The sequence below is a fragment of the Escherichia sp. E4736 genome, from assembly GCF_005781225.1.
Classification (GTDB): domain Bacteria; phylum Pseudomonadota; class Gammaproteobacteria; order Enterobacterales; family Enterobacteriaceae; genus Escherichia.
The window spans coordinates 12,083-25,467 of sequence record NZ_VATT01000014.1; the positions used below are offsets into that span (position 1 = coordinate 12,083).

Annotated in this window: 15 protein-coding genes; 6 read left to right on the forward strand and 9 right to left on the reverse strand. The window is 48.0% G+C overall.

Features of this window, described 5'->3' with window-relative positions; translation table 11 throughout:
• Nucleotide 1 precedes the first annotated feature (1 nt).
• Nucleotides 2-787: a flagellar biosynthetic protein FliR gene (gene fliR, locus FEK46_RS09315; RefSeq protein WP_130259943.1), complete on the forward strand. Its 786-nt coding sequence runs from the start codon at nt 2-4 to the stop codon at nt 785-787.
• A gap of 289 nt (nt 788-1,076) precedes the next feature.
• Nucleotides 1,077-1,700: a transcriptional regulator RcsA gene (rcsA, locus tag FEK46_RS09320; protein WP_130208603.1), complete on the forward strand. Its 624-nt coding sequence runs from the start codon at nt 1,077-1,079 to the stop codon at nt 1,698-1,700.
• 43 nt (nt 1,701-1,743) lie between these two features.
• On the opposite strand, the gene dsrB is transcribed toward rcsA, so the two are convergent.
• Nucleotides 1,744-1,932 (reverse strand): protein DsrB, encoded by a 189-nt coding sequence (gene dsrB / locus FEK46_RS09325; protein WP_000867217.1) that lies wholly within the window; start codon nt 1,930-1,932, stop codon nt 1,744-1,746.
• A gap of 163 nt (nt 1,933-2,095) precedes the next feature.
• Here dsrB and yodD point away from each other — a divergent pair, with 163 nt between their 5' ends.
• Complete coding sequence (yodD, locus tag FEK46_RS09330) at nt 2,096-2,323, forward strand: peroxide/acid resistance protein YodD (protein ID WP_000844800.1); 228 nt, start codon at nt 2,096-2,098, stop codon at nt 2,321-2,323.
• Between the two features lie 296 nt (nt 2,324-2,619).
• Nucleotides 2,620-3,435 carry a mannosyl-3-phosphoglycerate phosphatase-related protein gene (locus FEK46_RS09335; RefSeq protein WP_135407110.1) on the forward strand — a complete coding sequence of 272 codons (816 nt, stop codon included), beginning with the start codon at nt 2,620-2,622 and terminating at the stop codon, nt 3,433-3,435.
• Here FEK46_RS09335 and dgcQ read toward each other — a convergent pair.
• The 3 genes from dgcQ to FEK46_RS09350 form a co-directional block, all read right to left on the reverse strand.
• Nucleotides 3,432-5,126, reverse strand: a complete 1,695-nt coding sequence (gene dgcQ / locus FEK46_RS09340) for a cellulose biosynthesis regulator diguanylate cyclase DgcQ (protein WP_130208607.1) — start codon at nt 5,124-5,126, stop codon at nt 3,432-3,434. The genes FEK46_RS09335 and dgcQ overlap by 4 nt on opposite strands.
• 315 nt (nt 5,127-5,441) lie before the next feature.
• Nucleotides 5,442-5,624, reverse strand: a complete 183-nt coding sequence (locus tag FEK46_RS09345) for a DUF2158 domain-containing protein (RefSeq protein WP_130208609.1) — start codon at nt 5,622-5,624, stop codon at nt 5,442-5,444.
• A gap of 78 nt (nt 5,625-5,702) precedes the next feature.
• Nucleotides 5,703-6,620 (reverse strand): DUF808 domain-containing protein, encoded by a 918-nt coding sequence (locus tag FEK46_RS09350; RefSeq protein WP_130216453.1) that lies wholly within the window; start codon nt 6,618-6,620, stop codon nt 5,703-5,705.
• A 171-nt stretch (nt 6,621-6,791) separates the two neighbouring features.
• Here FEK46_RS09350 and yedA point away from each other — a divergent pair, with 171 nt between their 5' ends.
• Nucleotides 6,792-7,712 (forward strand): drug/metabolite exporter YedA, encoded by a 921-nt coding sequence (yedA, locus tag FEK46_RS09355; RefSeq protein WP_130216451.1) that lies wholly within the window; start codon nt 6,792-6,794, stop codon nt 7,710-7,712.
• On the opposite strand, the gene vsr is transcribed toward yedA, so the two are convergent.
• The 4 genes from vsr to drpB are packed head-to-tail and all read right to left on the reverse strand — an operon-like array spanning nt 7,701 to nt 10,653.
• Nucleotides 7,701-8,171, reverse strand: a complete 471-nt coding sequence (vsr, locus tag FEK46_RS09360; protein WP_130259948.1) for a VSPR family DNA mismatch endonuclease — start codon at nt 8,169-8,171, stop codon at nt 7,701-7,703. The genes yedA and vsr overlap by 12 nt on opposite strands.
• On the reverse strand, nt 8,152-9,570 hold the full coding sequence (gene dcm / locus FEK46_RS09365) for a DNA-cytosine methyltransferase (protein WP_135407114.1): 1,419 nt from the start codon (nt 9,568-9,570) through the stop codon (nt 8,152-8,154). The genes vsr and dcm overlap by 20 nt, the downstream gene beginning before the upstream one ends.
• 42 nt (nt 9,571-9,612) lie before the next feature.
• Nucleotides 9,613-10,332, reverse strand: coding sequence for a phosphohydrolase (locus FEK46_RS09370; protein ID WP_135492739.1), 720 nt, complete (start codon nt 10,330-10,332; stop codon nt 9,613-9,615).
• A 39-nt stretch (nt 10,333-10,371) separates the two neighbouring features.
• The gene (drpB, locus tag FEK46_RS09375) at nt 10,372-10,653 is read right to left on the reverse strand and encodes a cell division protein DrpB (protein WP_246769576.1); all 282 of its coding nucleotides are present in this window, start codon (nt 10,651-10,653) and stop codon (nt 10,372-10,374) included.
• 648 nt (nt 10,654-11,301) lie between these two features.
• On the opposite strand from drpB, the gene ompC reads away from it, so the two are divergent.
• Nucleotides 11,302-12,483, forward strand: coding sequence for a porin OmpC (gene ompC / locus FEK46_RS09380; protein ID WP_130208623.1), 1,182 nt, complete (start codon nt 11,302-11,304; stop codon nt 12,481-12,483).
• Nucleotides 12,484-12,572: 89 nt separating this feature from the next.
• Here ompC and FEK46_RS09385 read toward each other — a convergent pair whose 3' ends face one another.
• Nucleotides 12,573-13,106, reverse strand: a complete 534-nt coding sequence (locus FEK46_RS09385; RefSeq protein ID WP_240731116.1) for a universal stress protein — start codon at nt 13,104-13,106, stop codon at nt 12,573-12,575.
• Nucleotides 13,107-13,385: the final 279 nt, after the last annotated feature.

A 13,385-nucleotide genomic window follows, 5' to 3' on the forward strand; every position in this document is an offset into this window, starting at 1 on the left:
AATGTTGCAGGTAACAAGCGATCAATGGCTTTCCTGGTTAAGCCTGTATTTCTGGCCATTACTGCGCGTGCTGGCGCTGATCTCCACCGCGCCCATTTTGAGCGAACGCAGCGTGCCAAAACGGGTAAAACTGGGCCTCGCAATGATGATCACGTTCGCCATTGCTCCGGCAATACCCGCCAACGATGTGGCTATTTTTTCGTTCTATGCCCTATGGCTGGCGGTGCAGCAAATCCTGATTGGCATTGCTCTCGGCTTTACCATGCAATTTGCCTTCGCCGCTGTGCGCACCGCTGGCGAAATTATCGGTCTGCAAATGGGGCTGTCATTTGCGACATTTGTCGATCCTGGCAGTCATCTCAATATGCCCGTCTTAGCGCGCATTATGGATATGCTGGCGCTACTGTTGTTCCTGACATTTAACGGTCATTTATGGCTGATTTCGTTGCTGGTCGATACATTTCACACTCTACCCATTGGTGGCGAACCGCTGAACAGCAATGCATTTCTGGCACTCACCAGGGCAGGGAGTTTGATTTTTCTTAACGGGTTGATGCTGGCGTTACCGCTCATTACCCTGTTGCTGACGCTGAATCTCGCATTAGGTTTACTGAATCGTATGGCCCCGCAATTATCAATCTTTGTTATTGGTTTTCCATTAACGTTGACTGTCGGCATCTCATTAATGGCGGCATTAATGCCGTTAATTGCTCCTTTTTGCGAACATTTATTTAGTGAAATTTTTAATTTGCTGGCAGATATTATCAGCGAATTACCTGTAATATGATTCCCTAATGTTTATCTTGTTATCCTAAGGATTATCCGAAAAATAATACCAGCGAACATCTTCCAGGATACTCCTGTGGCGAAATATTTGTTTTAACCTCACTCACATATCGCAACATTTACTTTACTTTAAGACAATTCCAGGCAAATTATACAACGCTTTACGGGATAGTAAGTCCGCCTGAAAAATCGCGAGAGTGGCGCATTAGGTGACCCATGTCGTTCCGTTTAGTCATGATGAAATATTCAGGTAAGGGGAATTATCGTTACGCATTGAGTGAGGGTATGCCATGTCAACGATTATTATGGATTTATGTAGTTACACCCGGTTGGGTTTGACCGGGTATCTGTTGAGTAGAGGGGTGAAAAAAAGAGAAATCAACGACATTGAAACCGTTGATGACCTTGCCATCGCTTGTGATTCACAGCACCCTTCAGTGGTGTTTATTAATGAGGACTGTTTTATCCACGATGCTTCTAACAGTCAACGTATCAAGCACATCATTAATCAACATCCCAATACGTTATTTATCGTTTTTATGGCAATTGCCAATGTTCATTTTGATGAATATCTATTGGTCAGAAAAAATTTATTGATCAGCTCAAAATCGATTAAGCCGGAATCTCTTGATGATATCCTTGGCGATATTCTGAAAAAAGAGACAACGATGGCCAGCATTTTAAATATGCCAACGTTATCATTAAGCCGGACCGAATCAAGTATGTTGCGAATGTGGATGGCTGGCCAGGGAACGATTCAAATATCTGACCAAATGAATATTAAAGCCAAGACCGTTTCATCGCATAAAGGCAATATTAAACGTAAGATCAAAACGCATAATAAACAGGTTATCTACCATGTCGTCCGACTGACCGATAATGTGACAAATGGTATTTTTGTTAACATGCGCTAAGGCATACTGACTGGTGGGATACCACCAGTCAGGCTGGCAGAAATTACTCGGCTTTCTCCACAAAGATACCATCCTGATGCCCTGCTTCATTAAAGAACCAGATGCCGAGCGGGTAGTCTTCCAGCGAAACCAGGTACATTGTGCCTTCACTAAACTCCTCAACTGCCAGTACCACGCCAGGACGACGCGGACCGCCATCCGTTTTGACTGTTACCCGATCATTCACCTTCATCGTTTTCCTCCTGTGGCTTTGTGCCAGTTTAGAACAATTTCGTTTTTCTGACAGCGCCGGGCGCGTGCGAGTGCTGATTTTCTCAACGGTCTATACTTAAGAAATGCTTGGCTGGCATGACGTGTCGGCAGCAACATATAAGCAACGGTTGCGAGGAAAGATGATGAAAACCGCAAAAGAGTACAGCGATACCGCAAAACGTGAGGTCAGCGTCGATGTCGATGCCCTGCTGGCGGCGATCAATGAAATTAGCGAAAGCGAAGTTCATCGCAGCCAGAACGATTCGGAACACGTTAGCGTCGATGGCCGTGAATATCATACATGGCGTGAATTAGCCGATGCCTTTGAACTTGATATTCATGACTTTAGCGTCTCTGAAGTGAATCGCTAAATGCGTGATAAAAAAATCCCGACCCTTGTTGGGGTCGGGATCAAACTTGCTTAAGCAAGAAGCACTTAAAAAATTCGTTACACCAGGAAATCTGATGCGTTCATCACCTTATCCGCAATTTTTTAGGCTGACAAGAAAATATTCTTGATATGAATGATTAACGTCACTAATGAATGGAAGTGTGATCCGCGTCACCCCTTGGAGGCTATGGCGTTCACGTGATCGCTCCCAAAAAACGATTTTTTATAATTCGTGCTGTTTTAAGAAATATCCGGCAAAGGGAGTACTGCGCGATCATGCTTTCAATTCATCAACCGCTGCTGATTTTCACCGATCTTGATGGCACCCTGTTGGACAGTCATAGCTATGACTGGCAACCTGCCGCCTCCTGGTTAATCCGCCTGCGGGAAGCGGAGATCCCCGTGATCCTGTGTAGTAGTAAAACCTCGGCTGAAATGCTGTACCTGCAAAAGATGTTAGGTCTGCAAGGGTTGTCACTCATTGCAGAGAACGGTGCGGTGATCCAACTGGATCAACAATGGCAGGATTTGGACGATTTTCCGCGCATCATCTCGGGTATTGCTCATAGTGAGATCAGCCAGGTATTAAATACGCTGCGTGAGAAAGAACACTTCAAATTCACCACCTTTGATGACGTCGATGATACAACCATCGCTGAATGGACTGGCTTAAGCCGCAGCCAGGCCGCACTGACGCAGTTGCATGAGGCTTCGGTCACGCTTATCTGGCGCGACAGTGACGAGCGGATGGCACAATTTACCGCTCGCCTGAATGAACTGGGCTTGCAGTTTGTGCAAGGTGCGCGTTTCTGGCATGTGCTGGATGTCTCAGCCGGGAAAGATCAGGCAGCCAACTGGATCATTGCGGCATATCAGCAATCGCGTGGAAAACGTCCGACCACGCTTGGCTTAGGCGACGGCCCAAATGACGCACCATTACTGGAAGTGATGGATTATGCGGTGATCGTAAAAGGGCTAAACCGGGAAGGCGTGCATTTGCAAAATGAGGATCCGGCCCGTGTCTGGCGGACACAGCGAGAAGGACCGGAAGGATGGCGCGAAGGGCTGGATCACTTTTTCACGGCCAGTTAAAGGCTATCACTCGCGCAGACCTGATTGCGCCCCGCTTGTTTTGCGAGATACAACCGCCGGTCGGCCAGAGACTGTAATTGCTCAAAATCATAATCGCCGGTTTCCTCGCTGCTACTCACCCCCAGCGAAGCACTGATGCGTAGGGTCGTGCTCTTGGCGATCAACATCTCTTTTTCATTCAGCTTCAGGCGAATACGTTCGGCCACTTCCGTTGCCTGCGCCAGGTTAGCGCCAGGCAGAATCACACAAAACTCCTCGCCGCCCACGCGGCCTGCAACGTCCTGTGAACGCAATGAACGACTGATTAATCCGGCAGCATGCGACAGCACACGATCGCCTGCCTGATGACCAAAGCGGTCATTAATCGCTTTAAAATGGTCAAGGTCGACCTGTATGACAGAAAACGGATGTTTGTGTATCTGACACAATTCGGCAAGCGGACGCGCTTTTTCGAACAATGCGCCACGGTTATACAAGCGCGTTAAGGTGTCATGCCACGCCTGCCACTGCAACGAGCTTTGCAGGACATACATATTGCTGACCATCTGGCGAATCACATACCATGAGATAAGTAACATCGTCGTAAAGAGCGCCCACAGAAGGGTTAACGCAATGCTGATGCTGCCGAAATCACCACGCACACCTTCACTAAGCGTATGAATGCGCACTAATGCGCCGTCAAAATGGTCCAGTCGCTCCCAGCTAACATAGCGACTGTTCATCCTAATACCACCGCGCGTATCGTGTTCCATAGCCTGCGCCAGAGATGCCAGCTCTCGAGGATCAAAAAGGTCCTCCGCCGAGTGTTCCGGGTTAGATGAAGTCAATAATTTTAGTTTGCTGTCGTAGAGCTGGTATTCTCCATCCAGTTTTTTATCAATAGCGTTTTTTAGAAATTGCTGCATCGAGCGCACAGGGATACTCATTCCCAACACGCCATACCAGTAATTATTACTGTCGACCGGTACGCTTACGGTGACCTGCGGTTCAGTAACATTGTTATGGTCATGCTGAGAGGTAAACCAACGTACGCCACGTTGACGATTTTCTCGTTCTGATTGGCCGATAAACCAGGGTTGTGTGACAAATTCGTAGTAACGTGTAGGGATATTTCGGGTAAACAACGTCGGCTGCGTCGAAACGTAGAATCCGGCGCGTGAGACATACATTGCCTGTTCAACCATCGAAGTAGAGTTGTGCGCCAGTCGTAGTAAGTAGCCGACCTCCAGTGCGGCAGTAATTTCATTGTCGAGTAATTCATTTTCGCGAGAAAGCTGATTTCCCTCGCTCACTAACGCATCCGAGACACCGTTTACTGACAGAGTGCGTCGTCTGTTGAGTTCGATTTGCCAGGCGTGCTCGTCACGATGTTGTTCAAACTCGACAACAGCGTTACGCATAGAGGTGAAATCCAGCGGCGCAACAAGGGCTTCACGCATTCCATTACGCAAAAAAATCAGTTTATCGACGTTATATTGCAATTGCTTGTCGAGCGCGTTGGCAACGTTTTCCAGATGATTACGCTGACTGGAGATATAGGCGTCTTCCAGCACCACGACTTCACGCCAGGTGAGCAAAGTGGAGAAGATCAACACCACGATAAAACACAGATTAACGACATGACCTGGCCCCAGGCGGCGCGCGAGTTTTTTTAGCCAGCTCTGGTTTTCCATTTTTGTCTCGTGCTGCACCCTGACGACTCCCAACCTGCTTTTTAATGATTCTGGCATAACCTGGCGATAGCGTACCGCCAAACAACGATAATTTTATAATGTTGGCATGATACGAGGCATCAGGCCTTCGATATTGACGCTGGCAGGACTGCCGGATGCGGCGTGAACGCCTTATCCGGCCTACTTTTGATTCTATCGCCAGATATCGATTATTTGTATAACCCAGGCATGATAAGACGCGACAGCGTCGCATCAGGCATTCCATGCAGACGCTGGCACAACTGCCGGATGCGGCGTGAACGCCACATCCGGCCTGGTGTTAATTGCACACTTTCAAACTTCTTCCGACGAACAACTCCCCTCCCCCGGAACAAGCTCGGTTTCATGAAAAGCTTCCCGCTTGACCCCATAACCGTCATACCACCGACACTCAACCATACCGCTGGAATACCCGGTGACAATCATCCGCGGGCCGCCCTCTTTTACCGTGACTTCCTCACTAACCATAAAGCTCATACTCGCCTCCTTTTTTCGAGTGAAACTTGTTCACCTTAGTCGAGGATGGCGAATTTTGCATAACAGCCAATGTGAATTTTAATGTGCCTGGCCGCGCATTTTCGCTACCACTTTCACTCCCAGCACCACGATGCCACCGATGATAAATCCAAGAATCAGATTTAAAACAGTCGGTAATATCATCGCCACCAGCGCGTTCTGCTGTCCGGCAAAATGTTCAATGGCATGATGCAGCGGCGCGATGCCATGCACCACAATGCCGCCACCAACCAGGAACATCGCCAGCGTGCCGACAACCGATAATGCTTTCATCAGCCAGGGCGCGATAATCAACAGCCCCTTACCCAACGCCTGCATCAACGTACTGGACTTTTCTGCCAGCCAGTAGCCCAGGTCATCAATCTTAACGATAATCCCCACCAGGCCATACACGCCAATCGTTACCACCAGAGCAATCCCTGAGAGCACCAGCACCTGATTAATCAGCGGCGCTTCCGCCACAATACCCAGCGTTATGGCGACAATTTCCGCAGACAAAATAAAATCGGTGCGAATGGCCCCTTTTATTTTGTCCTTTTCAAACTTGAGCGGGTCTTGCTCCGCCAGTTTTTCCAGACGCTGCTGACTCTGCGCCGGATCCTCTTTGTGTTTACGCGCCTCCAGCATATGTAACACTTTCTCTACCCCTTCAAAGCAGAGAAACGCACCACCAATCATCAACAGTGGCGTAATTGCCCACGGGATAAATGCACTGATGATCAGCGCCAGCGGCACCAGAATCACTTTATTGATTAGCGATCCCTTCGCCACGCCCCAGACCACAGGAAGTTCCCGGTTGGCACGCACGCCTGAAACTTGTTGCGCGTTGAGCGACAAGTCATCCCCTAATACGCCGGCGGTTTTCTTCGCCGCCAGCTTGCCCATCACGGAGATATCGTCCAGCAAAGTGGCGATATCATCGAGCAACGTCAATAAACTACTCCCGGCCAAAAGCATTCCCTCTCATTTTTTCGTTGACGCGCTAAGTATGAAGCAAAATCGGCTTGCCTGATACTGTGCTTCACAGGTCAACATTTTTTTAACAATCAAGCACAATTATATCTCTCGCCAGCAGAATGATTTTCACGTTTACTATGAACCACCTTTTTATTTCCACCGTGAGGGATTATGCGTTTCCGCCAGTTGTTACCGCTTTTTGGCGCGCTGTTTGCGTTGTATATCATTTGGGGCTCGACCTATTTTGTCATTCGGATTGGCGTTGAAAGCTGGCCACCGTTAATGATGGCGGGAGTGCGATTTTTGGCAGCAGGTATTTTATTGATGGCGTTTTTACTGCTGCGTGGGCACAAATTGCCGCCGCTGCGTCCCCTGCTCAACGCCGCGCTTATTGGCCTGTTACTGCTGGCTGTCGGTAACGGTATGGTGACGGTTGCCGAACATCAAAACGTCCCTTCCGGCATTGCCGCCGTGGTGGTGGCAACTGTGCCACTCTTTACTCTTTGCTTCAGCCGCCTGTTTGGCATTAAAACGCGCAAACTGGAATGGGTGGGTATCGCCATTGGGCTTGCCGGGATCATCATGCTCAATAGTGGCGGTAATTTAAGCGGTAACCCGTGGGGTGCAATGCTGATTTTAATCGGCTCAATTAGCTGGGCGTTTGGGTCGGTTTATGGCTCGCGCATTACCTTGCCGGTAGGGATGATGGCAGGCGCCATTGAGATGCTGGCAGCAGGCGTAGTGTTAATGATTGCGTCGATGATTGCGGGTGAAAAACTGACAGCAGTCCCTTCGCTTTCTGGTTTCCTTGCAGTCGGCTATCTGACGCTGTTTGGCTCGATTATCGCCATCAACGCTTATATGTATTTAATCCGCAATGTCAGTCCGGCTCTGGCCACCAGCTACGCCTATGTTAATCCCGTGGTCGCGGTATTGCTGGGTACGGGTCTGGGCGGCGAAACGCTGTCGAAGATTGAATGGCTGGCGCTAGGAGTGATTGTTTTCGCCGTGGTGCTGGTCACGTTGGGGAAATATCTCTTCCCGGCAAAACCCGTTGTCGCTCCCGTCATTCAGGATGCATCAAGCGAGTAAATGAATCCCCAGAGTGTCGATCTGCGCGCTGGCGCCCTCGCCGCAGATCCACTCTTCCAGACGCTCGGTAAGTGCCGCGTCCGTTAATTTCTCCCGCCCGCGTAACGCACATTCCCAGACAATCAACACACGCCAGCCGAGTTCCTGCAAACGACTGATATCGCGCCGATCGCGCTCGACATTTTTACCTATCTTCTCAAGCCAAAAATCTGTTCGCGTGGCGGGGACGTTAAACAGATAGCAATGGTGATGGTGCCAGAAGCAACCGTGGGCAAATATCACACAGCGAAATTCATCAAGGACAAAATCCGGACGTCCGGGAAGACTGGCTTCCTGAACACGAAACGCCAGCCCCTGCTCAGTTAACAGGCTGGCGAGACGTTTCTCGATTGCCGTATCGCGCGTGGCAATCGCGCGCATATTTTTGCTGCGCGTGGCCTTATCGTGAACGTCGGCCATGTTGTGTTTCTCGCTGACGCAACGCCACCGCTTGTCTGATTTTTGGCTCGAGCAGTTTTGCCACCGCGGCAAAAACCGGTACTACCACCGAATTACCGAACTGACGATAGGCTTGCGTATCAGAAACCGGTATACGGAATTTTGCTTCTCCCGGCGCTTCAAAACCCATCAGGCGCGCGCATTCACGAGGCGTTAATCTGCGTGGGCGATGTTGCTGATTCTGCGGATCGTCAAAGTCTTTCTCACCTGTCGCCATATCCCAGCCGCGATCGATTAAGATTTCCGCGCCGTCTTTATAATAACGGGCAGAAAGCGTGCGCGTGACACTTTGCGGATTGTTCGGATAAACCATCCCATAACCGAAGCCGTTACCGCGCGCCTGATGCTTTTTCGCATAGCGATAGAGATACTTCCATAGCACCGGCGTCAGGATATATTTCGCTTCGACCATCGGGTCCAGCAACTGCGCCAGCGTCACTCGCTGCACCGGGAAACAATCGCTAATATCACGCAGGGTGAAATCTTCTTTCAGATTAAGATCGCGACGGAAGCCCACCAGCACGATGCGCTCACGGTGCTGCGGTAGAAAATGTTTGCCATCGATGATTTTCGGATCGTCCGGGCCGTTATCTTCTGCGTCGGCAACGTCATAGCCCAGTTCGTCCAGCGTCTGCATGATGATGCGAAACGTTTTACCCTGGTCGTGGCTTTTCAGGTTCTTAACGTTTTCGAGCACAAAAATCGCCGGACGACGAGCGTCGATGATGCGCACCACATCAAAGAACAACGTCCCCTGGGTATCGCAGGCAAAACCGTGCGCCCGCCCAAGCGAGTTCTTTTTCGATACGCCAGCCAGTGAAAACGGCTGGCAAGGAAAACCGGCTAGTAAAACATCGTGTTCAGGAATGTGCTGACGGATATGTTCCGCCGCCGCGTCATCACTTACGCCCTCTTTATGGCTCAGGGTAATGTCGCGGATATCTTCATTAAAATGATGAGTCGCCGGGTCGCAATAATGGTTGGCTTTATAGGTGCGCACCGCATGTTTATTCCATTCACTGGTAAATACGCACTGACCGCCAATTGACTCAAAACCGCGACGGATACCACCAATCCCGGCAAAGAGATCGATAAAGCGAAACGCATAATGCGGATGATGTGCTGGCGGTTTGGGTAGCAACGTTTGCAGGTGGGCGAACTCATTTTCACTTAAACGGTGCCATACCGAATCATTAGCCAGAGCACGTTTTAAAATCGCCGCGCTCCAGTGGTTCTCACCCACACCATTAAGTTGCGCCACCAGCGTTTTAACATCATAAATTTGCAGCAGTTTCTCCAGCATTGCCTGTGCGGCATTCCCGGTGCTGTATGAATCGGTTACTGAAATATTTTCCTGCATAGATTTAACCGGCCATATGAGATGGCCGACAGGTTAACATAATTACATCGGTTTAGGGCCACGCGCACAGTCAGCTGGCGAAAACGCATCAATCACGTTGTGATCGATACCTTCATTCTCCCCCGCCAGTTCAGCACTAAGTTTGGCCATAAACTCCACCAGAAAACGGGCGTTGTGTTGCGCCAGTTGTTTACCTTTTGTGGTTTGCATCGTTTGAGGTAGTTTTAGCAGCTTGGTCTGGAAGTGGTCCAGCGCGTAACGTTTATCATCGAGCGGGCGATGCTGCGCGAACGGATCTTCGCCATCAAACAGCGCCACACCTAACGCGCCTGAAACCGCAAACACACGCGCCAGGCCAATCGCGCCTAATGCTTCCATCCGGTCCGCATCCTGCACGATTCTAGCTTCCGCCGTTAAGGGCGTAATTTGCGCACTGAAACTGTGTGCGGCAATAGCATGACAAACGGGCTCTATTTTCTCCGCTGGAAATTGCGCAAACTCTTCACATAGCAGGCGACGCGTCTCTTCTGCTGCCAGCATTGAAGATTGCTGCCGTTGCGGATGATTTTTCGCCAGACTCACGATATCGTGAAAATAACAGGCGGTTAAAATCACCAGCATGTCCACGTCTTCATCTACCGCCAGTTTTTGTGCCGTCGCCCAGACGCGGCGAAAATGACACAGGTCATGGGCCGCGTCCTGATACTGATGATGGCTCTTCAACCAGTTCTCGAATTGTGCCTGCCAGTGTTGTAAGTCCATATGCGCTCCGCTGCCAAAGAGCCGCAACCTTAGCAGTTTTTACTCATAGCGTCTGCTACGTACGGGGCGAGGTCGCGTGTACCAGGCAATGCCGCCTAACAACGCACCGACCATGGCCATAAACAAAAACCCCACTAACGCACCTAGCCACTTCCCCGCAGTTGAACCTAAATCACTTTCAAATCCAGACACGGGGGCATCGGGGATGCGGCTCATTACCCAGATGTAACGCGCCATTACCCAGACAAAATAACCACACCAGGTATAGAAAGCCCATAAAGCCAGTTTGCCGCCAGGGCTACGAGAGAGTCTTTCTTCCATTGCTGTCGAACCATACTCCATTTTGAGATAACCCGGAAAATTCAGACTTATACTGTTATGTGATAAAAGTCACATTTTTCCACATCGGTCGAGCCAGTCAAGTCTCACTCATTTTTTGAACAAATATATGAATCTTAACCACTGACATTATGTGCAGAAAAAACAAGTCGGAAGGCATTTGTTTTTTGTTTGGGCATAATTGATTAATTCATATTTTGAATATATTGGCATTGAATACAATTATACCTTTTTTGTTTTCTGTGTCATGATGACTACGTTATTAGCCTTTTATCGTCTTGTTTATATTTTTTGGGCCGGCATGATGCCGGCTTTTTTTATGCGTTCATTAATGTGCAGTAGATCACACTCAGTCTTTAGTTCAACAATCATTGATGTAATCCATCCTTCCAAAAGAACAATAACCAATTGATATACAAATATAAATATGATGAATACTTATGTCTGAAATTCATAATTATGAATTATACTAAATAGAATAGAAACATTTTGAAATCTTTTAAATACATTTGTTACATGTAATCTTTAAAATAAAATGAACTTCATAGAATAGTATCCAAATGTGCTTTTTTTTGGATAACGGCACTTATTGATATATTCATGAAGATTATAATCACAAGGGAATACATAATGAAAAGAAAAGTTCTGGCAATGCTGGTCCCGGCGTTATTAGTTGCTGGCGCAGCAAATGCGGCTGAAGTCTATAATAAAGATGGTAATAAACTGGATTTATACGGAAAAGTAGCAGGTCTGCACTACTTCTCTGATGACTCTGGCAGTGATGGCGACATGTCATATGCCCGTATCGGTTTCAAAGGTGAAACCCAGATCGTTGACCAGTTCACTGGCTATGGTCAGTGGGAGTTTAACATTGGCGCAAATGGCGCTGAGAGCGACAAGGGCAATACCGCAACTCGTCTGGCATTTGCAGGCTTAGGTTTCGGTCAGAACGGTACTTTCGACTATGGTCGTAACTACGGTGTCGTATATGACGTTGAAGCATGGACCGATATGCTGCCAGAATTTGGTGGCGATACGTACGCTGGTGCCGACAACTTCATGAACGGTCGTGCTAATGGTGTTGCAACCTACCGTAACAATGGTTTCTTTGGTCAGGTTGATGGCCTGAACTTTGCTCTGCAATATCAGAGTAATAATGAAAGCAGTGGACCATTCGGTCAGGAAGGTTCTGGTAAGGGACGTAGCATTACCAAAGAAAATGGTGATGGTTTCGGTATGTCAACTTCCTATGACTTCGACTTCGGTTTAAGTCTGGGTGCTGCATATTCTAACTCTGACCGTACCGATAACCAGGTTCACAAAGGTTTGCATGATACTCGTTACGGGGATCGCTTCGATGCAACTGCTGGCGGTCAAACAGCAGAAGCATGGACCGTTGGCGCTAAATACGACGCTAATAACGTTTACTTAGCAGCCATGTATGCTGAAACCCGTAACATGACTGGTTACGGTGATGCTGATGCTATCGCTAACAAAACCCAAAACTTCGAAGTTGTTGCTCAGTATCAGTTCGACTTCGGTCTGCGTCCGTCCATCGCTTACCTGCAATCAAAAGGTAAGGATTTAGGCGGTGTAAATAGTGATAACTTTGACAGCCAGGGTAATCATCATTACACCAACAAAGACCTGGTTAAATATGTTGATATCGGTATGACCTACTATTTCAACAAAAACATGTCCACCTATGTTGATTATAAAATCAACCTGCTGGACAACGGCGACGACTTCTACAAAGAAAACGGCATCGCGACCGACGATATCGTTGCTGTGGGCTTAGTCTACCAGTTCTAATCAGCCAACGCGCCGCGGCACGTAACTGTAAAACATAATATCGGCCTGAGTTCGTCCCTCATCGAATTCAGGCTTTTTTATATCCCACATCAAATCACCAACAGCGGCACGCTAAACTGCCGTAGCATGTCGATAAACCCTAATTCCTGCGTAGCTCCCAGCACAATAACATCAGCCAGTTGTTGTTCAGCAAGTTCCTTTATCCCTTCCGGAAGAGTGCCGAAATGAACATATGTATGAATAAATCCTTCAGGCAAAACCAGTTGTTCTGCTATATGAGCTAAACGGCACACAGCCTGCCCACGTAGACCTTCTTTAAAACGATGCATATCAGAAATATACCCACGCTCGAGAACTCTTAAATATTCCGGTATAAAGCCAAGTAAGTGAACATGTCCAGAAGAAACATTGGCGAAAAATTGCGCGTGCAAAAACGCTTGCTCTCTATCATCCCGAGAAAAAACATTCACCGGAATAACAATATTTCGGTACATAGGTATTCCCTGAAAAAATTCAATATAATCAACTGCACTTGAATTATTAGTGCATATTTCTAATACTATATTTAAGTCGTTTTTTTTGGAAAAGTTATCGTTGCTGCCCCACTTTAGTCTCCAGGCCATTCCCTCTGACAAATTGTGCAAAGAGTACATCTGATGACAAGTAATTAATCATATCTGTCATCAGTTAAACCTTAATCTGGATCATCATTCTTTCGCGATAATCTCTCGTGCCAGACAGTTTTACGATTATTTTTTTGCTAATAATCTCATTTTCTTAACTTACACTCTCATAGCATGGCCCGGCGAGATTCTTCGCTTCAGCATTTACCTGTTTTAAGCAGGCCTCAGGCGAATCATCCTATTGTAGGCACATCTGGCGCCGCTCTAAACTTCACGTGA